The sequence below is a fragment of the Leptolyngbya sp. PL-A3 genome (assembly GCF_039962325.1).
Taxonomy (GTDB): domain Bacteria; phylum Cyanobacteriota; class Cyanobacteriia; order Elainellales; family Elainellaceae; genus Vacuolonema.
The window spans coordinates 1-23,376 of the sequence record NZ_JAMPLB010000059.1 but is presented as its reverse complement, the minus strand read 5'-3'; the positions used below and the strand labels follow the sequence as shown (position 1 = coordinate 23,376).

Below are 23,376 nucleotides of genomic sequence, written 5' to 3'. Positions count from 1 at the left end.
CAGGTTGCGTTCATAGAAAGCAACCCGTTCCATGGAAAATGCGCGGCACGAGTGTCGCGCATTTTCTGCGAAATTGAGAATCTGCGATCGCCTTACCTTATTCAGGCAAGTCCAGCGACACTTCCAACGCGACCCCCTGTAAGTGTTCGTTAGGATTTTTCTTTAGATACTGCTGAATTAATTGCTGGCAGGCTTCCCGGTAGCTAAATGCCGCTTCCATTTTGGCCCAGGAGGGGGTTTTGCTAAAGCGAATGCCAAGTTTTTTGGCAGCTAGACGGCAACCGTTAAATGAGCCGTACTGCTCCAGTAATGCAGCCTTTGTAATAGTGGGAATGGCTGGAAGAGGTACTTCGGGTAACGCTTTCTGCTGGGATGGTTCAGTCGATTGGCCTTCTGCCGCATCCAAGGCATTCACGGCAACCTGGGCTACTGTGTAGATGTTTGCAGCGTTCTCCAGATCCTTGGCCTGGTTCTCCCGCAGTTGTGCCAACAACTGGGTGACTCGTTGCTTACCCATAATCGTTAGCGATCCAGTAAGGAGCGATTGATGGAGGCCTGGTCTTGATACATTTGGGGGCGATCGCGTCGATCCTCCTCTCCATTGACCGTATCACCCGGCAAAGCAGTGGTTTGAGACGCAACCGGAAGGGATGGGCTACTTTCGGAGCGCTCATCACGCCACCACATCACAATCGCTCTGACCGCATTTAAGAATCGGAAGAAGCGACCGGGAGAAGCAACCAGGCTTAAAGGGCTGCGAGACGCTTCAGCATCTGCCACGCCCTCGAAGGCAATAGATAGCTCATCGAGATGAGACATCATGTTTTGCATTTCTATTTCAAGGGCACGAATGGTTTCTTCATTGCTCTCGACGATTTGCTGTTTCTCTCCAGCTAGCTTTTGAATCATGCCGTGGAGGCGTTGCACGTCCTCCTTCAGCAAGCTTGTCTTTGTCTTGTGTTCCTCGTTGCGGCGAATCAGCTGGGCGCGGCTACGGTTCGTGAAAATTAAGCAATCTCGCATCTCACGATACACAGCATCAGCCTGCTCTATATCGAGGTTTTGAACCGTTTTAGGAAATTCTGTGGCGGAACGAAAGCGATCGGTTGAAGATTCTGGCATACCTTTTCCGGCGATGTAGACTCAACGCTAGAACCATCCTGTCACAGAGACTTGCCCTGCGAATCAAAAAACATATTTTTTCAGGAAGCTTGATGAAAGGTTCATGGCAAGTTGTCGAATTCAATAAACTTGAATCTGGTGTGCATTTGGCACACAAATTCAAGCACACACCAGATCAAGCTAACAATCCAGCGTGTTCTCCAACTCCCAGGTGGAAATGTGAGCGCTATATTCATTCCACATTTGCCGCTTCAGTTTGAGATAGGCAGATGTAAAGGAATCTCCCATTGCGGCAGGAAGCACTTCGTTGGATTGGAGGAAATGTAGGGCTTCGGGAAGGCTACTGGGGAGCGATCGCACCGTCCCCGCAGGAGAGGGTTCTGTATAGGTGTTGTTATCCATTCGAGGGCCCGGATCGCGCTTGTTACGAATGCCATCCAGCCCAGCCGCAATCAGCGCAGCGGGAAGGAGATAGGGGTTCGCTGCACCATCTGGCAGCCTCAGTTCAAAGCGCCCAGCATCCGGAATTCGAATGGTATGGGTGCGGTTGTTGCCGCTGTAGCTAATGGTATTGGGCGACCACGTCGCTCCAGAGAGCGTCACTGGAGCGTTGATGCGCTTGTAGGAGTTCACTGAGGGAGCCGCGATCGCACACAACGCCTCCGCTGAGTGCAACACACCCCCAATAAATTGATAGGCCAAACTCGAAAGTCCCAGTTCCCCCTGCGGATCAAAGAACAGGTTCTCCTTACCCTCCAGATCCCAGGCAGAAATGTGGGTGTGGCAACCATTCCCTGTGAGATGAACAAAAGGTTTCGGCATGAAGGTAGCTCGCAGACCGTGTTTTTCAGCGATCGCCTTCACCATGTACTTAAAGAAAGCCTGTCGATCTGCTGTTACTAAAGCATCGGCATAGGTCCAGTTCATCTCAAACTGACCGTTGGCATCCTCGTGGTCATTCTGGTAAGCGCCCCAACCCAGCCCCAGCATCCCATCACAAATCTCGCGGATAACATCATAGCGACGCATGAGAGATTGTTGGTCATAGCAGGGTTTGCTCTGGCGATCGCGCAGGTCAGAGATCTGATGCTCGGTGCCATCCAGCAGAAAATACTCGCACTCTACCCCAGTTCGAATCCGAAAGCCCATCTCTGCCGCTTGCTGCAAGACACGCTTCAGCACCAACCGGGGAGTCTGCTCAATAGGCTGGCCGTCCACGCCGTAGAGATCCGCAGGCATCCAACCAATTTCCGGTTGCCAGGGCAACTGATAGAGCCGCTCAGGATCGGGAATCGCCAGGATATCGGGATCCGCCGGGGTCATATCCAACCAGGCTGCAAACCCGGCAAAGCCTGCTCCGCTACTGGCCATGGTGTCAATGCTTTCAGCAGGCACTAACTTAGCCCGCTGTACCCCAAACAGATCGGTAAACGAGATGAGGAAGTAGCGAATGTTGCGATCGCGTGCAATGGCAGAGAGGGAGGTGGTCATAGCGGTTCGTCAGCCAGCCGGACGTCGTAGGGATCATGGCTATTGTCAGACGCTCGCCTTTTCAAAAGTGTCCATGCTGTACACTTACCAGGACCGTTGGATTTTCTAGGAAAAAGACAGACACCGGGTGTTTTAGAAACACCCGGTGTCTAGCAGATAATAGGATTGAGAGGGCGATCGCCCGCCTCTAGCCCAACCACTCCTGAACAGCAGCACGAATAAAGGCTTCGTCCTCTGGGTTCTGGTAAGGATTTCCCGCGCGATGGCCCCAGATGGAGGGAATGGGGTGATACTTAGCCCCTGGGATTTTAGAGGCTTCAATCTGACAATCTTCGGGGGTGAAGTAAAGATCCGTCGTTCCCGGCATGACCAGGGTACGAGCCTGAATGGAGGCTAAGGCGCGCTCATAGTCGCCCTGATAGACAGGATTATGGCCCACATCACAACGTAGCCAGGTATCAATCATGGCTAGTAGATTATGGGGGTCACGTTTGCGATAACCCGGCTCCCAGGCGCGATCGATGTAATCTTCTACGGAGTCATAGCCTAGCCGCCGATGCCAGCCTTCTCGATAAAAAGCTTGGGAGGCGGCCCAGCTGGCATAAATGTGGGCAAACGCGCGATAGCCGCGATCGGGTACGGCTTCAAAACGTTCCCCATTCCAGGCCGGGTCTGCCGTCAGGGCAGCTCGCAGGCTCTGCAAAAAGATTTTATTGTGATCGGTTGTACGAGCCGTGCCGCAAAGGGCAACGATACGTTCTACCCGCTCAGGATGCAAAGCTCCCCAATGGTAGGCTTGCTGTGCTCCCATCGACCAGCCATAAACCAGAGCTAGCCGCTTGATCCCAAAAGTCTCCAAGACCTGATCCTGGGCTCGCACATTATCCCAATGGGTAAACCAGAAACCCTGCTCGCTCAGGCGACATTCTACACAGTTGCTGGGGGAACTGGACAACCCATTGCCAAACATATTGACAATAATGATGAACCAGCGTTTGGGGTCAAGAATGCCATCCGGGCGGATTAGCCAGTCAATATCGGGATGCTGTGCGCCGTAAGAGGTGGGATAGAGGATGACATTGGAGCGATCGCCCGCCAACTCTCCATAGGTCTGATAGACCACTGAGGCTTCAGGCAGCACGGCTCCGCATTGCAGCTCGAAGTTTTTCAGGGTCAAGGATTTCGACGCGTCACTCATGCTGCTGTCTGATCAAACTTCGTAACCAGGTTTCGGTGTACCGTAACATACCCTGGCTCAACATGCGCGAAGTATGGCCTCAGTTGCTCATGGGCCTGGGCCAACGCATGGAATGGAATTGACGGATATAGGTGGTGCTCTGCGTGGTAGGGCATATTCCACATCAAAAAGCGCACGGGGAATAGGGTCAGGGTCGTGCGGGTATTCGTGAGGGGATTGTCATCGTGAGTACAGCCCATGTGCTCAGACATCAAAATGGCACGTAGGATGGGTTGCCCAACCGCTAAAGGAAGCACCCAATAGAGGAAGAAAGCCCAGGGATGACCCAAAGCAACAGAAAGGGCGATCGCCCCCCCATACACCAACAGTTGCAGACGGGTTGAGCGAACCACCTCGTCATAAGAGCCTTCTGATAGGAATGGGTAATCCTGTACATGCCCCCGAGCCACTTTCACGTGGGTACGCACTTTGCCAACCCACCAGGGAATACCGCTCAGCTCCAACAGATATTCCCGCCAGTTCGTCGGTTTGGGATCGCCCAGTTCAGGGTCTTTTCCGGGGATTTGAGTAAAGCGGTGATGCCACTTGTGGTAACGCCGGTAAAACGTACCGTTGTACAAGGAAAACAACCCTGCCAGCCAACACACGGCATCATTCACTTGCAGGTTCACAAAGGCCGTTCGATGGGCGCACTCATGCAACGCTGCGAACATAGACGCAAAGGTAAAACCATAAACCACAAGTGCGGGTAGTGCCACCAGCCAATTTCCCCATTGGCTGGCCCACAAATAGCCACTGATTCCCATCACGGCCAGGTGCCCAAGCAGTTGAACCCAGCCCTTCCAATCTGACCGTTCGTTTAGCCTACTCAGCGCATCGGTCGCCAGAATTTGACGTGGATTGAAAGCAGTTGATGCTTCCACCAATTCCAATTGATTCACCGCATTACTTAACACTCGAATGCTCCAAAAAATTCAGATGATGAAGTACGAAAAATTGAGACGGAAGGACTCCAAACTGCCGTACAGCGGGCTCATCCATAACTCTAAGAGCCAGATTTCAAGCCCGGTGTAAGCCAACCTCGACAACTCGATCCTGACGGAGATGCGATCGCCCCGTTGTACTCCACACTACGAAAACTGCTGTTGTAGATTCAGGTTATTTTGGGGCAAAAAACAGGCAGTTTTACGCCCCGAAACAAGCCGAATCAGTCATACTCCGAAAGTTTCAAGCCCTTGTGGTGGAAACCTACGAAACACTTCTAACACAGGGGCTTTAAACCTTGAAAGATTTCCAAGCAAAAACGTAATACAAATTGAGTGAGGCATGCGGGATGAATGTGAGGATCTGTCCCACATTCATCCCCATACAACACAATGTGCACCTTTGCCTAGAAACAATAGAACCCTCAATTTTCTGTGAATGCACACTACATGCCCGTTCACAGAAAATTGAGGGTTTTAGGTTTTCAACTACACGTCGCATTACATACGGTTCACTTACGGCCAAAATCTGCTGGAATCTCCCCCCACTGCGACGTCTCCCATTTGAGGATACGGTTGGGATAGTCGTTGACCTGTAACCAGGCTAAGGCGCGATCGACCAGGTCAAAGATTTCCTGGTTGCGAGAGGTACGAGCGAGCGTTGTGCGCACCTCTCGCTTCTTAACCCACAGAATCGCCGTTGCAGAGTCGGTGTAAATCGGAATGGTCAATCCCTGGTTCTGCAGATAGGAAAGCCCGTGGACGATCGCCAAAAATTCCCCCAAATTATTGGTGCCTTGCGCTAACGGCCCTTTGTGGAAAATTGGCTCCTTAGTGGCTGTCCAGACACCCTGATACTCCACATTGCCAGGATTGCCTGAGCAGGCCGCATCCACACAAATACTCTCCTGAATAATCTCAGAAGGCCCTGCTGAGGAAGCTTTAGAAGCCGATCGCGAGGCCGCTGCAAAAATCGAGGGAGCTTCCCCCGCATCAAATGCCTTGATTGCCGCCTCTGCTTCAGCCCGGGTTGGATAGGACTTAAAAACGGCTCCCCGAAATCCTTTCACCTGAGCCTGACATTGAGCCCAGGTGGTAAAGATCCCGAGCTTGCGGCCTTTCATAACGGCATAATACTTCTGCGGCGGCATATAGCAGTGATAAACGAATTGGACCGGAAAACCAACACTGGGAGACACCAGCGCACAACCAAGTGTTGCAAACCTAAGAATATAAAATCATGCCTCAGGTTGTATGGAATTTGTTCAAACCTGATTGTATCTAATCCCAATTCTCTCTCAGGCAACTTTTTTAAGTGCAATATTCTATAGCCGTGAACCTGCAAATTTAAACAAACTACAGCGAGTACTGAGCACACTAAATTCTTTAAATGAAAAACCCTATACCTATTTCTAATTGGCAAAGGCTGTATCAATGGAAATTGTGGCTGACAGCCGTGAGCGCGATCGCATTCACTTATACCTCAATTTGTTTTTTTATTGCTATTCAGCAACGCTATTTTATCTACCGCCCTAAACCTGATTTGTCGATGCAACCTAATGCTTCGGCTTTCAATCTCCCCTATGAAGATGTCTAGACATCCATTCCAGAATCAGGAGAAAAATTACAGGGTTGGTGGGTTCCGGCTCCATCTCCTGAAAAACCATTTCAGTTTGTATCCAATGAGCCTCTCAATGTTCTAACCTCGCCTAAAACCATGTTGTATTTCTGCGGGGTCGGGCGCAATATCGGCGACTACAACTATCTGGCAAGAGTCGCAGCATTTCGGCAACTGGGATTTTCAGTGCTGGTCTTCGACTACCGGGGTTACGGTCGTAGTGATGGAGGTTTTCCCTATGAAGCCCAGCTTTATCAGGATGGAGAAGCCGCATGGAACTATCTTCGTTACCAACGGCATATTCCTGCTGATCAGATTGTGATTTATGGAGAATCATTGGGTGGAGCGATCGCCCTCAATCTGGCTACAAAACACCCTGATGCCAGCGGGTTGATTATGCAAAGCTCCTTCACTTCCATGAGAGAAGCGATTCAGCATAGAAAATTGCTTCAGCTATTTCCCATCAGCCTGATTCTGACAGAGCAATTCAACTCCCTTGCTAAAATTCAAGAACTAAAAATTCCAGTTTTATTTCTGCATGGAACCCGTGATTCTGTTGTGCCACCTGAAATGAGTCAGCGTTTATATGAAGCGGCTCCAGGTTCTAAGCAACTATTTTTAATCGAAGGGGGCGATCATGTCAGAATTTATGAGCCAGGACATCAGTCTTATCTAAAAGCCATTGAGAGCTTTGTAAACACTATTGATGTCCCAAACTCACATGCAAGCCAAAACCCATAGCTAAAGACATGAGGAGGTTTCTGCATAAGAATCTACCCAGGATGTTGGTGCTTTGCCCGCGAAGCGGGCAAAGCACCAACATCCTGGGGGTAATTTCATTGTTGGAAATCTCCTAAAATGGGATGAGAAACGATATCCCACCCCATTTCGTATCTCCAAGCTAAAAACCTTAAAGACCCGTGATGCGGAAGAGGAGAACCTGATTGGTTTGGCGATCGCTAAAGTTATCGTCGCTCAGCAAAATCAAACTCTGGCTACCATCCGGCAACCGTGGCCCAAGGGTCATGGCTTCCAGGTTGTCCAGTGGAAATCCTAACGTGTTGAGGTCTAAAAGCAATTGCTTGTGAATCGGTTGAATTAGACTCAAGTCCCCCTCAAACACCCTAATACTGGAAGTATCCGTGGCGTTGGCGACGGCTAACTGAAATAGCTTAGCCCCTGCCCCATTCGCCCCAAACGTCCGTTCCAGGCTCAGAAAGTGACCGCCCTGCCCCAGCACCAGTAATTCCGTCAACCCGTTGTAAAGCACTCCCGCTGGTGTGGGTTCGAGATAGTAAAGATGCTCAGCCAGTAAAGCCGGAACATTTTCACTTACCAGATAATGCAACAGCCGCAAGGGTTCGGGTGCCTCTGGTACGGTGGGTTGGTCCTGAGCCAGAGCTCCTTCAACCGCTGCAAAAATTCGGAAGGGCTCTCCATAACCATTGCTTATCGTTGTGCCCCCTGGGTCCAACGCCAGTGCTTCAAATCCCAGGTTATTGCGCACCCCCGATGGGGCCTCTTCATCGAGCTTTGGGAGGTAGCGTTGAGGCAGTGGCAAAGACGATCGCCACTCCCCCGTTTCCCGATCAAACTCCTGAATAAACGGTGGAATACCCTGACTAGTATCCCCTTCGCTGGAGATAAAGACCGTTTGCCGGGGAGACAGAGCCAATCCCTCTGGGTCAATGCTTCCGGCGGCGAAGGTCGTCCCATCCTGGTTATGTAGCGGCGTCGCTCGCTCAACGGTTATACCGCTAATGGTTGGGTGAGCAGGCTCCGTACGGTCTAATTCCATTGCCATGGTATAGAACCGGGCTGGAGCTTCACTGCTGCGATCATCGCTTAGCACCAGAAAGCGATCGCTCACCCGCTCGTAGGCGATCGCTGACAGCCCACCCACCGGCACTCCCTCAAAGGAGCTTTTGGGAATTTCATAGGTATCTAAAAGTTCCACCGCTAAAGGCAAAAACAATCGTTCTTCAGCGCTGACTCGCGGCAGGGTACACCCCGTTAGGGTCAGAAATAGGGCGAGGAGGGCGATCGCCCGTCCCCACCAGGGACGTTTGACTATCGGTAGTACGTTCATAACCTACGACCACGAAAAGCAAAAGTAGCTTATGGTTTTAACAACCTAGAGCAACCCTATCGCAATTCTGGCATCACAGATCTCAGGCATGGTTTTGAATAGCAAACCTGGGGTTTCCCATTCAAAATCATTCCGTACTTAACCCTTATGTCCGTTTACTAAAAAGCATTCTCGTTCTCAGCCCAATTGAGCCTAACAAACCTCAGTTCAGGATAGGCTGGAGTGACCGTTTTGCGATCGCTCAGCGACCACGGAAATGAGCGTTTTCGAATGCCTCGCAACAACCGACACTCGAAGATGCCCTTAACCCACACGCAGGTTAACAAAGTTTGACTGGCATCATTGCCCAGCCATCACAACCGTATGATGTTGGGTTAGTTGATCAGAATGTTTCAATTGTTGCTACCACCTACAGCGCTTTTCAAGCGCTTAAAATCTGGTTGTTTTTGTAAGAGCCGCGCTCCGCGCGGCTCTTACAAAAACAACCGTAGCTAATTCAAGCGCAAAGCGCTGTAATAGAAACTCAGAATGCCATTCCACTAAGGTTTTACCGATAGTGAGTCGGGCTAGCTGATGCCTCGTTGATGATTTCAGCTTGTTTTGTGGAACTCTAGCAGCAGAATCAACGCCCTGCTTTGTCCACATCCGTGATGTGATTGCCATCTGACTAACCCCGAGCTTGACTGTCCCATGAGCGAAACGCATCCCCTGACTTATTCCTCTGAAGGCGGTTTAGTACCGTCGGGAAAGCGTCCTGGGCAAAGCTCTTCATTTCTATCAACATTCGCGCAAGATGCTCAGTTCCAAACGGCGTTGGAAGAGGAGGTCGAACGGCGGGTCACTGAACGGGTTAAAGACTTACTACTTGAGCGGGAGCAGTTACAGCGAGAAATTATTGAGCGGGAACGGGCCCTGCGAGAATGGCGCCAGGCAGACGCTACCCACCAGGAGAATCAACGCTTCATTCAACGAATTTTAGAAACCACTCCTAACCTGCTTTACCTGATTGACTTGCTTGAGGGGCGGGTTATTTTCGTGAATCGCCAGGTTACGGATATTCTGGGTTATCCCGCTCATCGCATTCAGGAAATGCAACAATCTGAGCTGATCGAGCTGATTCATCCCGAGGATCATGACACCCTGGAGCAACGGAAGCAGGCGATCGCCCAGATGCAAGACGGCGAACCCCTGGAAATGGAATTTCGCACGCAACACAGCAATGGTGAGTGGCGCTGGCTCCGGGTACGAGAAATAATTTTCGATGGCACCCCGGATGGCGAACCCTATCGGCTGCTAGGCACAGCCATTGACATTACTGAACGCAAACGGGCCAGCATCGCTCTAGAGCAAGCCAAGCAAGAAGCAGAGGAAGCCAACCAGGCTAAGAGCCATTTTCTGGCCACCATGAGCCACGAGATCCGTACCCCAATGAATGCGGTGATCGGCATGGCAGAGCTATTATTGGCGACCCCTTTGAGTCCTCAACAACGTGATTTTGTTGAAACCATCTGCTCCAGTGGGGAGACTCTGCTGACCATCATTAACGATGTATTGGATTTTTCTAAAATCGAAGCGGGCAAGCTGGAGTTAGAACAAACGCTGTTTGACCTGCAGGAGTGTGTTGAGGCGGGTATCGAACTACTGGCACCCAAAGCTGCGGAAAAAGGCTTAAGCCTGGCTTTTGTGATCAATCCTGAAGTACCGGCCCAGGTGGTGGGCGATGAAACTCGAGTGCGTCAGGTATTGGTCAATTTGCTCAGCAATGCGGTGAAGTTTACCCAAGCAGGAAGTGTAACGGTGCGCGTGGATGCCCGTGAACTATCCGGCACCCGGCTCCCTCGGTATGCCATTCGCTTTGCCGTGAAGGATACCGGTATTGGCATCCCCTCGGATCGCTTGAATCGCTTATTTCAACCTTTCTGCCAGGTCGACTCGTCCATTACCCGCAACTATGGGGGAACGGGTCTGGGCCTGGTAATCAGCCAGCGGCTCAGTGAAATGATGGGCGGGCGCGTCTGGGTCGAAAGTGAAGCGAATATTGGTTCAACCTTTTACTTTTGTGTCGTGGTAGAGGCGATCGCGGCCAAAACCGTCTCTCCCCGTGATGCAGATCCAGCTTTGACAGGCCGCCGCTTGTTAGTAGCCGATGCGAATCGGGTCAACCAGCATCATCTATTTTTACAAGCTCAGCGCTGGCAAATCGCCGCTTGTATGGTCAATTCGGGAGCAGAAGCGCTACAGCAATTGCGCGATGGGTTGGGGTTTGATGCCATTCTGGTTGATTCCCAACTGCCAGGGTTAGAGGTGTTACTGAGTGCAGCAGAGTTTCAGGAAGCGCCATCCCCTATTCCAGCGGTGTTGCTGTCCCCCATTGGGGTTCCCCTAATAGGTCGCCCTGGGGGAGACTTTCCGTGGGCCGGGCATTTGAATCAGCCTGTGAGGCGATCGCAATTCTACAGCTTGTTAGCAAATCTCTTTGGGTCAACAACAATGGCTCCTCCCCCACCGACTGACCCAACCCTATTGGCGGAGTCTATCCCCCTCCAAATCTTGGTGGCCGAGGATAACCTCGTCAACCAGAAGGTTATTTTCAAGTTGCTACAACGGTTGGGGTATGAAGCTGACATCGTATCCAATGGAGTACAAGTGCTGGAAGCATTGCAGCGAAGCACTTACGATGTCATTCTGATGGATGTACAAATGCCTGAGATGGACGGCATTACGGCAACTCGAGAAATTCATCGGATGTGGCCGCAGTGTCGACCTCGGCTGATCGCAGTGACGGCTAACGCAATGCGGGGCGATCGCGACGAATGCCTACAGGCTGGGATGGATGATTACCTGAGCAAGCCCATTCGGTTGGAACATCTCGCCAACGCCCTCAGTCAATGTCAACCTCATGTGTGCTCAATGGAGCCAGAAGCTATCATGGAAAACGCCATTGACTCGGATGCGCTAGATGCATTCCGAGATGATGTGGGGGAGGAGGCCGATGCCATTCTACTGGAGTTGATTGACTGCTACCTTCGAGAAACCCCAGCTCAAGTAGAAATGCTTCACTTGGACCGTGAGGAAAAAGAGCGCAAAACTCTCATTCGAGCCGTTCATACCCTCAAATCCAGCAGTGCCATTGTCGGAGCCATGACCTTTTCCAGGCTATGTAGAGACCTGGAGGAGGAAGCCAGCTCGCTCTCTGAGGCGTCTCTCAGCCAAAAAGTGTCTTACCTGCTCTCGGAGTATAGCCGTACCTGCCAAGCTCTGCGCCAGCTTCAACAACAACTCAGCCAACACATTCCCGGCTAGAATACCAGAGCTTCGGCATCTTCAGGACTTACGCATTTGTGTTGTAGGTGGGGTGCGAAGCACCCCACCTACAACACAAATGCGCTACGGATAGCGAACTTGCGTCAGTCCTGATCTTGTTCAGCATTGTTCACCCGCTATAGCATTGCAATCTATCAATACAAATTATTTTTAAGAAGCTAGGCGGAGCCTAGCTTCTTAAAAATAATCATCCTGGTTCTTAGAGCGTCATGCAATATGTTCTTGCAGACTAAAAAGAATAATTTACGTTGAAATAAATGCCCTCATCCTGGGCGTTTTCGCCTCGGTCAGCTAAGTCAACGAGGGGAACAGTCGCATCAACCCGGATCTGAAATTGGGAAGTCGGTTGCCACAGTAAGCCGACCCCAATTCCTGCCAGAAAAGATTGGTCAGGCGTCTCAACCGGGTTATCTGGGTCATTCCAGACAGCCCCAAAATCTACAAAGGGAGCGACCTGAAAGGTAGACGCTCCAGATTCATTACGGGCCAGAGTGATGCGATCTTCCGCTGAGATGCGGAAACCATTGTCTCCCAGACGGGCATTCTGGCGGAAGCCTCGTAGAGACTGCCCACCGCCCAAGGCTAGTTGTTCAGAAGCCAGAAGGGGGTCGGGAGTGAGTTGCAGATCGCCCTGCAAAATCAGCAAATGATTCGTACCCAGGGTTTGCACCCGTTGAATTTGGGCCAGCCAGCTAAAAAACTCTCCATCGGGGCGGCCAGAGGTCGTGGCATCCAATAAGCCAGTGCCCAGGCTGAATTGCGATCGCAACGCCCATGCCCCCTGTGGATCCCGGCGCACCAAATCTTGCCCAAACCGAAAGACCGATGTCGTGCTTTCATCCAACACCAGGTTCTCAAACAACGTCTCCCCATCGCGGTAACTAAAGCCCAGAGAGAGCGCAAATTCTTCGCGGGGCGATCGCCACAGGGGTTGCCGGAAGCTGATTTCGTATAAATCCGTGTTACCGCTAATGTCGAGCTGATCAAATTCAGGGTCAGTAATTTGAAAATCGCTGGGAGCAGCCCGCAGAGCGATCGTTCCCTCCATCGGGTTAACCGGAATCCGGTAGTTAAAATCAAATAGACTGCTGCCTCCGGTCGTGGTGCGGCGGTAGGCGGCTAATAACTCATCCCCAAATCCGGTCAGGTTACGGTAGCCCAGTTCCAGGTTCATCCGCTCTGAGCCCACACTGGCTGGAGAATAGTTATCGAGGCTGACGCTCCCCGAAAAGGGATTGGCCTCCGTCACCCGCACCGTCAGGATGCTTTGTCCTAGGCCGCTGCCCGCTCGCAGGCTGGCTTCTACGTTTTCAAATAACGGGTTGAGTCGTAACAGTCGTAGCTGATCCTCCAGGGTGAACTGGTTTAAGGGGGTACCCGCCCCCAAAGCGACTCGGCTACGAATATAGCTATCCCGAACGCGCTCGTTACCTTCAATCTCAATCGATTCCAGGCTGCCTTCAATCACTTGCACCTGGACGGTCCCATCGACCACGTCCTGGTCCACCAACACGGCTCGTGAAGTGAGATAGCCTTCATTCAAGTAAAGCTGGGTAATACGGTCAGCCACCTCCTGAAGCTCTTCCAGGGTGAGCGATCGCCCTTCAAACGACTGCACCACCTCCTGCAATTGCTCCTCTGAGAACGCCGAGCTACCCAGGACGTCGATCTGGTTTACAAAAACGGTTGGAGCGTCAGGGGCAGGGACAGGTGAGGGAGCCGGCGTTGGCGTTGGGCTGGGTTCGAGTACGGGAGTTTCTGGAGGGCTAACGGGAAGAGGTAGGGGAGCCGGTTGCAGAAATGGGTCAGATGATTCAGGTACAGGGGTGGAACCGGGAGCCGGGTTGGTAGGCAGCGGGGGATTGACCTGAGCCATGTCCCGGCGATACGTGACTGGAGATTCTTCCGTAGCGGAGGGGGAAATTGACTGTGCTGCGGCCCAAGCCAATGCAGGAGAAAGAACCAAGCCAGTGGTAACCATCCACAACCCCAATGAGGCCAACCGTAACAGTTTCACCATAAACTTTCACATCACGCCCAATCACACCACCGCCATCATAAGCAGGGAAGCTGAATTTTCCTTGAATTCCAACGAATTTTTAACCCGATAGAGCAGACCTCCTACAGGCGTCGATTTTTGAGGGCGTGAATTGTTGCGCAGCGAAGCCGCGCAACAATTCACGCAGGAGGTTTCAAAAGCTAAACAGTCCTAACCCGATGACATAGGGCGATATGGGGCGATATGCGGGAAGTAACACTTACTCCGCAACCTGAATGGCCGTTAGCGCCGCCGCATTTTACTCACCATCTTGCGGGAAAGCCGAAGTTTCAGGTCTTCGCGATCGGCCCATTCTTGTAGCAGGCGGTAAAATACTTGGCGATCGCCCGCCTGTAACACCGCCGTTTGATCGGCCGTTTCGATGGCGTAGGGGTAGCCGCCTCCCACAATGACCTCGGCTCGCACCCAGTCCAGAACCTGCTCCAGGCGCTCGTCTTCGTATAGCCAGAGCGGCATTTCCAGGCGCACGGGGTAGTTGTCACGGGTCGTTTTGAGATAGAGAAAGCCAATGCGGTCAGACTGCTCGGCGTAAGCATTGAGGATTTCGGTGCGATCGCAGCGGAACAGGGGTGTGCGATCGCCCCACTGCATTCTGAGCCGATTGATGAGCTGGGCATCATGCACTACCGTTGCTTCGGGTAGCTGATATAGCTGCCGCAGCATCAGCGTCAGGTCATCCGCGTAGGAAGTGTCAATGTAAGCTACCAGGGGCACACGGTGGCGCTCGCTGGCCCGTAATAAACTCAGCAACGATTGGATGTAAACCTTCTTGGCTTCCTCATCGAAGCGCAGAGCAAAGGTGGCTACCAGAGAACCATCCAGAAACAGCAGGCAGTTCTCAGCGTGGGGATGGGCTTCGATGTATTCCACCAGCCGTTCAATTTCCATCTGGTAGCGATGCATATTCACCATGCGATCGGCCATATCTCCCGCTTCCGTACGCAAATCCTGTGGGGTTAACACAGCAACGCGCACGTCTTTGGTGTAACCACCATCGGCCCGGTGGTGGTTCTCAAACCAGCCGATTTGCACCAGGGCAATGGGAATGGATAAATCTTTACCGGGATAAATCTGGGAGCCATCGACCGCAAAGGTTGTGACGCCGGAGAGGCGATCGCGCACCCAGGCCTGGCTATCCTCCCGGTTCTGCCACTGCAATCCTGATGTTACAATCCCGTGATCCTTCTCCTGCAAGGGTTCCAGGGGAAAGGCTCCCACTCGGCCCCCAACTCGCCGAAACAGCGCCATCCGTTCCTTGTCTGAAAGCGAAACAAAGTCTTTTAAGGAGGATAAGTATTGGTCAACCTGCCCGACGGCCACCTGGTTGAATTGGGAAAACTCGTCCCGTCTAGCGTTCAGTAATTCCAGAATGCGAGAAGGCTGGAGGGGCATTGGGGATCCTTATACAGAAGCGAGAAAACGAGAGCCGTGGGGGGAAATAAACACGTACTATCAGGGATTTTAGGACACTTAGAACTTGCTGGAAGGGTTGTTTTTTCGTACGCTTCACCCATGAAAAAAACAACTTAGGAGATTTCCAGTAATGAAATTACCCCCAGAATGTTGGTGCTTTGCCCGCGACGCGGGCAAAGCACCAACATTCTGGGTAAATTCTTATGCAGAAACCTCCTTAAAACAAGCTCTAGATAGTTGTAACAGCTTGCAACAGGGATTAAGCAAGGACACGGAAATCGAGGGAGTACAGCCGAGTTTTTTTAGAATTTTCGGGAAGAATTACGGTACTCATCGTCCTTAAAAATCGCGAGGATCAGGCCGCCCCTGGTTTGCGATCCACCGTCTATGAGTCTACCGGAAATCTTTCAGTTGGCATGGGAGCGAGAATGTGTCTTGAAAGCGGTTCATGATGAGTGGGGCCGAATTTATTGGGTTGAGAATCAACACTTCATCAGTAGGCCGTATCCATGCCTGGAGGAACTGGCCACGCTGATTCAGCGGCTACCATCGCAGCGAAGCCTGGGTACCTCGCGGCGATTTACCCCATCGCTGCGGTTAGTGCCCTTATAACAGGTGCATCTCTACTAGCCTCAGAGTTGGATTAAGGGTGTTTAGTGCCGCGCGCTAGGCGGCACTAAACACCCTTAAAACGTTTCCTACAGCTCCAGAGAGGTAAAGACCTGAAGCAGTTGATTGGCGTCCTTAAAATCTCCGACTAAGCGGCGTATTGGACGAGGATAAACCCTCACCAGGGTGGGCGTTGCAGTCACCTTATCCTGTTCAGCCTGTTCGGGGTTCTTATGAATATCGACGACTCGTAAGGTATAAGGGCGATTTAGCGATCGCTCCAAAAGCTCATGCAGATTCTTCAAAATCGTTTCCGTTGCATGAGTGTGGCCCGACACATAGAGCCGTAACACATATCCCGGTGCCGGTTCTAATGGTCTGTCTTCAGGCTCGCCCGGTTCGGCTCCGGTAAACCGCACGATCAAATCGTGGTTTTCCCAGAGTTGAGGGAACTGGGGTTGGTAACGGTCCAGAATCAGGCGATCGCAAACCCCCTCCAGCACCGGAGCCGGTTGCCATACGAGGGTGTCCGTGCTGAACACCGCATTCAGCAAAACTTGATAGCGCATCACGAGAGGATGAGCCTCAGCGTGGAGGTAAAGCTGCTGATCCTTGGGATCGCGCCAACGGTCCAATGTAGCGGTGAAGCAGGGCACCAGAAAATGGGGGGGTTCTGCCAGTCCCATAATCTCCTGGAGAAGGGCGCACAACTGAAGATGCCAGCGGCTCTTTTTATCGGGATCAATGCAATAGACCAAATCACCGCCTGGGGTGAACAAGGCTAGCCCTTTGAAGGTATCGGGGAGGCTGGGAGCAGAAAAGAAACCGGAACCCATAGGTGCGAGACATCCCCAAAACCGTGGGATTTCAATACTGTTCTATTGTGATGGAGTGCCGCCCCAGAGAGCGTGAGTTGTTGCATGGCGAACAAAAAGTTCAAATTTGCGATCGCAAGTTCAGATTCCTTAGCTCTTGCCCGAAATCTCCGTTCTTATGAAAGTTTCATCCTTCCCTCGCTAATAGAAAACCCACCCAAAGGGTGGGTTTTCTATTAGGTTGATGAGCCAATCCAATTTGGCTTACACACGACCCCGCAGAATTTGAGCCATTTCGTTGGGTTTCGGTGACATTTCCAGCGCCGTCTCCTCCGTAATCCGACCAGCTTCGTAGAGGCGGTAGAGGGATTGGTTCATGGTACACATGCCGTCAAATTCGCATCGTGGAATCAGCGCTTCTACTTCATCCAGGTCGCCCCGGCGAATGTAGTCACGAATCGCATCCGTGTTCACCATGATTTCGTGGAAGGCGGCCCGCTTTCCATCGGTGGTCCGGCAGAGACCCTGAGCCACAACGGCCACAAGGGATTCTGCGATCGCCAATCGCATGGGTTCCTGCTGATCCGGCTCATACAGACCGATGATCCGCTCGATGGTTTTCACAGCACTGTTGGTGTGCAGGGTTCCCATCACAAGGTGACCAGTTTGGGCGGCTTTCAGAGCGGTATTCACCGTTTCCTTATCCCGCATTTCCCCAACCAGAATCACATCAGGGTCTTCCCGCAGGGATGCCTTCAGAGCGCTGTCAAACTTGAGGGTATTAAGACCAACCTCGCGCTGTTTAATCAGCGACTTCCGGCTGGTGTGCACAAATTCAATCGGGTCTTCGATGGTGATGATGTGCTTGGGCATTTCCCGGTTCATATAGTCCACCATGGCGGCCATAGTGGTCGATTTACCGGAACCCGTTGGCCCCGTCACCAGGATCAAGCCCTTGTGGTAGTGGCACAGATCCCGCAGCACAGGAGGTGCCCCTAATTGATCCAGGTTGAGAATCTTGACAGGAATCAAACGCATGACCATGGCAGGCCCTCGTAACGTATCAAAGATGTTGATACGAACCCGAGAGAACTCGTACTGAGCAGCTCCGTCGAAGTCGAGGGTCTCCTGGAAGCGCTGGATTTCTTCATCGGTCAGCACCTCCTGCAGCCAGCTCATGAAAGTTTCCTTATCCGTAGGAGGATAATCGGTGGCGTCGATTTCACCCCGGTTCCGGAAACGAGGCACTTCGGACACGCCTACGTGGATGTCGGAGAAGCCCTTATCAAAAGCCTCTCGTACTAGCTGAGCCAGGGTCGGTTGCCCAGCACCCGGCTGACTCCGGTTGTTGGTGACTCGAGGAGGAGCCGCAGGACGGTGCCCCATAGGAGGAGGGGGCGCACTGGGAGGAGCCGCAGGACGTGCTGTTGGCATCGTTGCGCCCATCCCTGGTGGGGGAGCCGCGTTAACGGTAGTGGCTGGGCCTGCACTGGGACGAGCCGCAGCCCCTGCATTGGCAAAGGTCTGGGGCGGCAACTGCTGAGTTTGGCCGAGATCAGGACTCGCCATTGGGCGCGCTCCAGGCGGAGGGGGTGGAGGCGTCCGAGAAGCCATAGAGGGCGGTGGTGTGGGTGGGCGTTGTGCGTCTGTCATAAACCCCTTCTTGAAAGGCGTGGGTGGGCAACGAGAAAAAGGTATTGCAGGGCATCCAGCACCTGATTACGCAGGGTTTGGATTGAGCGACATCCATCAACTTCACAATAGAAGTCTATTATTCCACCGTTATAACGGTTGTATCAAAGGATGATGCTGTTGAAGTGTTGCGAATATGAGGAATTTTTCCTGCAACAGTGTCTTCAGCTTCCTTCCGATATCCTAAACGCTTTCGGCTTCAGAACTATTGCAAAACCCGACGGTCGTTCAGGGACTTAGCTATTTTATAGAATTCACCATTCGAAAATCGAATGGCTTCCATTAATGGACAAGTGGAAACGGCTTTTCAGATGGATGCCTCTTCAAGAATTCCCCAAAAGTCTGGCAGCACGATCATTGAGTTCTGTTCTAACGATTGTGAGGGCTTTCGGAGTATGGGATGCAATACAAAGAAATGTAATTTCTCAGGACCACGGAAGGCGTTACCTGAGGTGACTTTGGGCAAACGGCACAGAAAGAGCGTGTGCGATCGCCAGATTTCGTGATACTAGAGTTATGAGGCTAATGAGTCCTTACTACCGCTTTTCTGTAGTGATCAGGATCCAGTTTTCTCAAAATTTCGCGATAAATCAAGGCTTTAATCTTGCAGCATGGCTATAGGGGTTGCCATACTGCCGGGCGTCAGACCATTATTTCTGGCTTAGCCTTGTTACAATGCTTCACATAAGCACCCCTTAACGTAATCAAAAGTAAATCTAATTAAAACCCCAGTTGCATTAGATTGAAACATTAACAGCCCCTCAGTAGAATCCAAGGTTTGCAAGGTATTTCGGTTATGCACCTGAGTGAAATTACCCATCCCAATCAACTGCACGGACTCTCCATCCATCAACTGCAACAGATCGCTCGCCAGATTCGTGAAAAGCATCTGGAGACGGTAGCTACCTCGGGCGGTCACCTGGGACCGGGTCTGGGGGTTGTTGAGTTGACCCTGGCACTGTATCAAACCCTTGATCTGGATCATGACAAAGTAATCTGGGACGTCGGACACCAGGCCTATCCCCACAAATTGATTACAGGCCGTTATGACCGCTTCCACACACTACGGCAGAGGAATGGGGTTGCCGGATACCTCAAGCGCTGCGAAAGCGACTTTGATCACTTTGGTGCAGGCCACGCTTCTACCAGCATCTCTGCGGCCCTCGGTATGGCAGTGGCTCGGGACTTGAAAGGCGAAAACTTCAAAGTCGCCGCCGTGATTGGTGATGGTGCGCTTACGGGTGGGATGGCACTAGAAGCCATTAACCATGCCGGCCACTTACCCCACACCAATCTGCTGGTGGTGCTAAACGACAACGAGATGTCCATTTCTCCCAACGTGGGAGCGATTCCGCGCTACCTCAACAAGATGCGCCTCAGCCCGCCGATGCAGTTCCTCACGGATCGGCTGGAAGAAGAATTCAAGCACCTGCCTTTCCTGGGCGAATCTCTCTCACCGGAGTTGGCCCGCGTCAAGGAAGGGATGAAGCGTCTGGCTGTTCCCAAAGTTGGGGCTGTGTTTGAAGAACTGGGCTTCACTTACATGGGCCCGGTCGATGGTCACAACCTGGAGGAGCTGATCACCACCTTTAAGCAGGCTCACACAATCCAGGGCCCAGTGCTGGTGCATGTAGCGACGACCAAGGGTAAGGGATATGCGATCGCCGAGAAAGATCAAGTCGGCTACCACGCCCAAAATCCTTTCGATCTGGCTACCGGAAAAGCAAAACCTTCCAATAAACCCACCCCACCCAGCTACGCCAAAGTCTTCGGCCACACCCTGACTCGCCTGGCAGAAAATAACCCCAAAATTGTGGGTATCACGGCCGCTATGGCAACGGGCACCGGGCTGGATAAACTGCACCAAAAGCTGCCGAATCAGTACATTGATGTGGGTATTGCCGAGCAGCACGCTGTGACCCTGGCAGCTGGCTTAGCTTGCGAAGGCATCCGTCCTGTTGTCGCCATCTATTCCACCTTCTTGCAGCGAGCTTTTGATCAGATCGTGCATGACGTCTGCATCCAAAACCTGCCCGTGTTCTTCTGTTTAGACCGGGCTGGGGTTGTTGGTGCAGATGGTCCTACGCACCAGGGGCTTTACGACATTGCCTATCTGCGCTGCATCCCCAACATGGCTGTTATGGCTCCCAAGGATGAAGCTGAGCTGCAGCGGATGTTGGTTACTGGGGTAACCTACACGGACGGCCCTATTGCCATGCGTTACCCCCGTGGCAGCGGCTACGGTGTACCTTTGATGGAAGAGGGCTGGGAGCCTTTACCCATCGGAAAAGCTGAGCTGTTGCGACATGGTGACGATGTGCTGCTGCTGGGCTATGGCACGATGGTGAACCCAGCCATGCAAGCCGCTGAAATTCTCAGCGAACACGGCATTGAAGCAACTGTGGTAAATGCCCGCTTTGTGAAACCCCTGGATACCGAGCTCATTCTACCCCTGGCGAAGCAAATTGGCCGCGTCGTTACGGTGGAAGAAGGCTGCATTATGGGTGGTTTTGGCTCAGCGGTTGCGGAAGCACTGTTGGATGCAAATATCGCTGTTCCTGTCACTCGGATTGGGGTACCCGATATCCTGGTGGATCATGCCACTCCCGATGAGTCGTTGCAGAGCCTTGGTTTAACCGGGCCTCAGATTGCCGATCGCATTCTCAAGCAGATGCAACCCCGGCTCACGGAGAGCCTGGTGGAGCAAGCCTAGCTCATTAGCTCATCACCGTTAAATTTATAGAATTTATGGAGGGGTCTTTGGCTCCTCCATATTTTTTTGAGAAACTGAGCCCAGCAAAACGTTGCATAGCCTTACACAATCTAGCGAGGACTACATCGTTTTTGACAAGCCACACTCCGTGTGGCTTGTCAAAAATAATCTTCCTGGTTCCGCGTAGTGCTATGAGACTGGGTCGTGACGTTTCCCTGACAATCGCTATCCTTATGCCGCGTGAACGGTCTATAGTGGGCACGGGTAAGCTATGTCTTTTTTTTATTCACCGATTGAGGAATCATCATAAGGCTGGTGCAGCACAATACACTGGACCTGACCCTATTATGATTCCTCAATCGGTGGTTACGTTTGTTGCTATCTACTGCTGGCTGGTCGTTTTATGGAATCGTTAAACTCCGTTTATCCCGTGGTTTGGCAGGATGATCACCTGGTACTGATCGACCAGAGAAGCCTGCCTAAGGAATATGATTTAGTACGCATTAGTCGTAGCGATGATTTGGCGATCGCCATTAAAGAAATGATCGTCCGAGGTGCCCCCGCTATTGGTGTAGCAGCAGCTTACGGCATGGTGCTGGGAGCCCGGGAAATTAAAACCACCAACCGGGATGAGTTTCTACACCAGCTGGAAACTGTCGCCCTGAAAATCCGTGACACTCGCCCTACCGCCGTCAATTTGTTTTGGGCGATCGAACGCATGGTGAAGGTGGCCCGTCAGACCATCGGCCCTGTCGAGCATTTACGACAAACTCTGCTAGAAACTGCACAGAAGATTCAAAGCGAGGATTTGCAAACCTGTCATCAAATTGGTGACCACGGTTTAGCAGCCTTACCCCAGACTCCAGACAAGCTGAGGTTGTTGACCCACTGCAATGCTGGAGCCCTGGCTACGGCTGGCTATGGGACAGCTCTAGGCGTCGTACGTTCAGCCTGGCGTGCGGATCGACTGGAACGCCTTTATGCCGATGAAACCCGTCCTCGTTTGCAGGGCGCTAAACTAACGGCCTGGGAATGCGTGGAAGAGGGCATCCCGATCACGTTGATTACGGACAACATGGCAGCCCACTGCATGCAGCGGGGGATGATTGATGCTGTCGTGGTTGGGGCCGATCGCATTGCCGCCAATGGAGATACTGCCAATAAAATTGGCACCTATAGCGTTGCATTGGTTGCCAAAGCTCATAGCATCCCGTTTTTTGTAGCCGCTCCTTTATCAACGGTGGACTTTAACCTATCTGACGGTTCCCAAATTCCCATTGAGGAACGGGATCCGCAGGAGGTTTTCAAGATTGGCGATACGGTTATTTGTCCTGATGGCGTGTCTTTCTACAATCCCGCGTTTGATGTCACTCCGGCTAATTTGATTACGGCTTTGATTACGGAGCACGGGGCGATCGCTCCAGCTGACCTGATCAAGCTGCATTCTAAGCAGATCGTATAAATTCAGGGCTTACGCATTTAGGGTGTGTGGGGTGCTTCGCACCCCACACACCCTAAATGCTCTAAATGGAAAACTTCTGATAGCCAGCGAAAACTATGTTTGAATATTCCGTTCGTTTACATTGTGGTCTGTTCCGCTAACCAGGCCATATAAAGTGCAGAGCCAGCCTGAATGGGTAAGGCAATGATCTCTGGTACTTCATAGGAGTGTAGGGCACAAATGCGGGCTTCCAGTTCAGCAAAACGCTGTAAGTCGGTTTTGATAAAGAGTTGCCACTCGGCATCCTGCTGGACTTCGCCCTGCCAGCGGTAGGTCGATTGCACTGGAAACAGGTTGACACAGGCCGCCAATCTTTCCGAAACAAGAGCTTGGGCGATCGCCCGAGCCTCTGCCTCTGTCCCAGCCGTAACTAACACAAGCCCATAGCGGCCTTCATCCATACAGCATCCCTAGAAATAGGTCAGTTAAGGAGCCCCAAACAGGGTATCTCAAGAACCGTGTTGTTTGAACAGGACTTACGTATTTGTGTTGTGGGTGCTTCGCACCCACAACACAAATACACTACGGATAGCGGACTTGCGTAAGTCCTGTTGAAGCAACAAGGCTCGCCATTTTTCCCGCGCCTTTGATTGGGCGTGTGCGAAGCGCACAGAAGAATGACCCTCGTCATAGGTAATACCAAACAAATATGAAGCTGCGCCAAACTAGAAGAGTCCTCTTTGAGGTGATGGGCGATGACAGGACGTCCTTTTCAAGTCACGGTGACGGAGAGCCTGGAGCAGTTAGAG

18 protein-coding genes are annotated in these 23,376 nt (G+C 52.0%); 6 read left to right on the top strand and 12 right to left on the bottom strand.

Translation table 11 applies throughout. The features are described 5' to 3' along the window. Positions 1-97: 97 nt before the first annotated feature. The 6 genes from NDI52_RS27515 to NDI52_RS27490 form a co-directional block, all read right to left on the bottom strand. Positions 98-517: a hypothetical protein gene (locus NDI52_RS27515; RefSeq protein WP_190770102.1), complete on the bottom strand. Its 420-nt coding sequence runs from the start codon at positions 515-517 to the stop codon at positions 98-100. Between the two features lie 5 nt (positions 518-522). After that, a complete protein-coding gene (locus NDI52_RS27510) occupies positions 523-1,122 on the bottom strand; it encodes a hypothetical protein (protein ID WP_190770103.1) in 600 nt (199 codons plus the stop codon). Between the two features lie 180 nt (positions 1,123-1,302). Further along, the gene (glnT, locus tag NDI52_RS27505) at positions 1,303-2,613 is read right to left on the bottom strand and encodes a type III glutamate--ammonia ligase (RefSeq protein ID WP_190770104.1); all 1,311 of its coding nucleotides are present in this window, start codon (positions 2,611-2,613) and stop codon (positions 1,303-1,305) included. Between the two features lie 187 nt (positions 2,614-2,800). Further along, on the bottom strand, positions 2,801-3,811 hold the full coding sequence (locus NDI52_RS27500) for an alpha/beta fold hydrolase (RefSeq protein ID WP_190770105.1): 1,011 nt from the start codon (positions 3,809-3,811) through the stop codon (positions 2,801-2,803). Then, the gene (locus NDI52_RS27495) at positions 3,808-4,767 is read right to left on the bottom strand and encodes a fatty acid desaturase (protein ID WP_190770106.1); all 960 of its coding nucleotides are present in this window, start codon (positions 4,765-4,767) and stop codon (positions 3,808-3,810) included. The genes NDI52_RS27500 and NDI52_RS27495 overlap by 4 nt, the downstream gene beginning before the upstream one ends. Positions 4,768-5,306: 539 nt before the next feature. Continuing rightward, the gene (locus NDI52_RS27490) at positions 5,307-5,945 is read right to left on the bottom strand and encodes a viroplasmin family protein (RefSeq protein ID WP_190770119.1); all 639 of its coding nucleotides are present in this window, start codon (positions 5,943-5,945) and stop codon (positions 5,307-5,309) included. Between the two features lie 566 nt (positions 5,946-6,511). On the opposite strand from NDI52_RS27490, the gene NDI52_RS27485 reads away from it, so the two are divergent. Beyond that, positions 6,512-7,153, top strand: a complete 642-nt coding sequence (locus NDI52_RS27485; protein ID WP_199308037.1) for an alpha/beta fold hydrolase — start codon at positions 6,512-6,514, stop codon at positions 7,151-7,153. 169 nt (positions 7,154-7,322) lie between these two features. On the opposite strand, the gene NDI52_RS27480 is transcribed toward NDI52_RS27485, so the two are convergent. After that, positions 7,323-8,501, bottom strand: a complete 1,179-nt coding sequence (locus NDI52_RS27480) for an esterase-like activity of phytase family protein (protein WP_190770107.1) — start codon at positions 8,499-8,501, stop codon at positions 7,323-7,325. Positions 8,502-9,191: 690 nt separating this feature from the next. Between NDI52_RS27480 and NDI52_RS27475 the strand changes: the two genes are divergently transcribed. After that, positions 9,192-11,804 (top strand): PAS domain-containing hybrid sensor histidine kinase/response regulator, encoded by a 2,613-nt coding sequence (locus NDI52_RS27475; protein WP_190770108.1) that lies wholly within the window; start codon positions 9,192-9,194, stop codon positions 11,802-11,804. 250 nt (positions 11,805-12,054) lie between these two features. Here the strand turns inward: NDI52_RS27475 and NDI52_RS27470 are convergent, their stop codons facing one another. Both NDI52_RS27470 and NDI52_RS27465 read right to left on the bottom strand, forming a co-directional pair. Further along, positions 12,055-13,845, bottom strand: coding sequence for a ShlB/FhaC/HecB family hemolysin secretion/activation protein (locus tag NDI52_RS27470; protein ID WP_190770109.1), 1,791 nt, complete (start codon positions 13,843-13,845; stop codon positions 12,055-12,057). A 261-nt stretch (positions 13,846-14,106) separates the two neighbouring features. Then, on the bottom strand, positions 14,107-15,276 hold the full coding sequence (locus tag NDI52_RS27465) for a DNA double-strand break repair nuclease NurA (protein ID WP_190770110.1): 1,170 nt from the start codon (positions 15,274-15,276) through the stop codon (positions 14,107-14,109). A gap of 151 nt (positions 15,277-15,427) precedes the next feature. Between NDI52_RS27465 and NDI52_RS27460 the strand changes: the two genes are divergently transcribed. Further along, complete coding sequence (locus NDI52_RS27460) at positions 15,428-15,640, top strand: hypothetical protein (RefSeq protein ID WP_190770111.1); 213 nt, start codon at positions 15,428-15,430, stop codon at positions 15,638-15,640. 44 nt (positions 15,641-15,684) lie between these two features. Next, positions 15,685-15,909, top strand: a complete 225-nt coding sequence (locus NDI52_RS27455) for a hypothetical protein (RefSeq protein ID WP_190770112.1) — start codon at positions 15,685-15,687, stop codon at positions 15,907-15,909. Positions 15,910-15,995: 86 nt separating this feature from the next. On the opposite strand, the gene NDI52_RS27450 is transcribed toward NDI52_RS27455, so the two are convergent. Further along, positions 15,996-16,742 carry a circadian clock KaiB family protein gene (locus NDI52_RS27450; protein ID WP_190770113.1) on the bottom strand — a complete coding sequence of 249 codons (747 nt, stop codon included), beginning with the start codon at positions 16,740-16,742 and terminating at the stop codon, positions 15,996-15,998. A 243-nt stretch (positions 16,743-16,985) separates the two neighbouring features. Then, positions 16,986-18,374 (bottom strand): type IV pilus twitching motility protein PilT, encoded by a 1,389-nt coding sequence (locus tag NDI52_RS27445; protein WP_190770114.1) that lies wholly within the window; start codon positions 18,372-18,374, stop codon positions 16,986-16,988. A gap of 835 nt (positions 18,375-19,209) precedes the next feature. Here NDI52_RS27445 and dxs point away from each other — a divergent pair. Continuing rightward, positions 19,210-21,126 (top strand): 1-deoxy-D-xylulose-5-phosphate synthase, encoded by a 1,917-nt coding sequence (gene dxs, locus NDI52_RS27440; protein WP_190770115.1) that lies wholly within the window; start codon positions 19,210-19,212, stop codon positions 21,124-21,126. 403 nt (positions 21,127-21,529) lie between these two features. After that, the gene (gene mtnA, locus NDI52_RS27435; RefSeq protein ID WP_190770116.1) at positions 21,530-22,588 is read left to right on the top strand and encodes an S-methyl-5-thioribose-1-phosphate isomerase; all 1,059 of its coding nucleotides are present in this window, start codon (positions 21,530-21,532) and stop codon (positions 22,586-22,588) included. Positions 22,589-22,704: 116 nt separating this feature from the next. On the opposite strand, the gene cutA is transcribed toward mtnA, so the two are convergent. Then, entirely contained in the window at positions 22,705-23,028 is a 324-nt protein-coding gene (gene cutA / locus NDI52_RS27430; RefSeq protein ID WP_190770117.1) for a divalent-cation tolerance protein CutA, read from the bottom strand. Between the last annotated feature and the right edge of the window lie 348 nt (positions 23,029-23,376).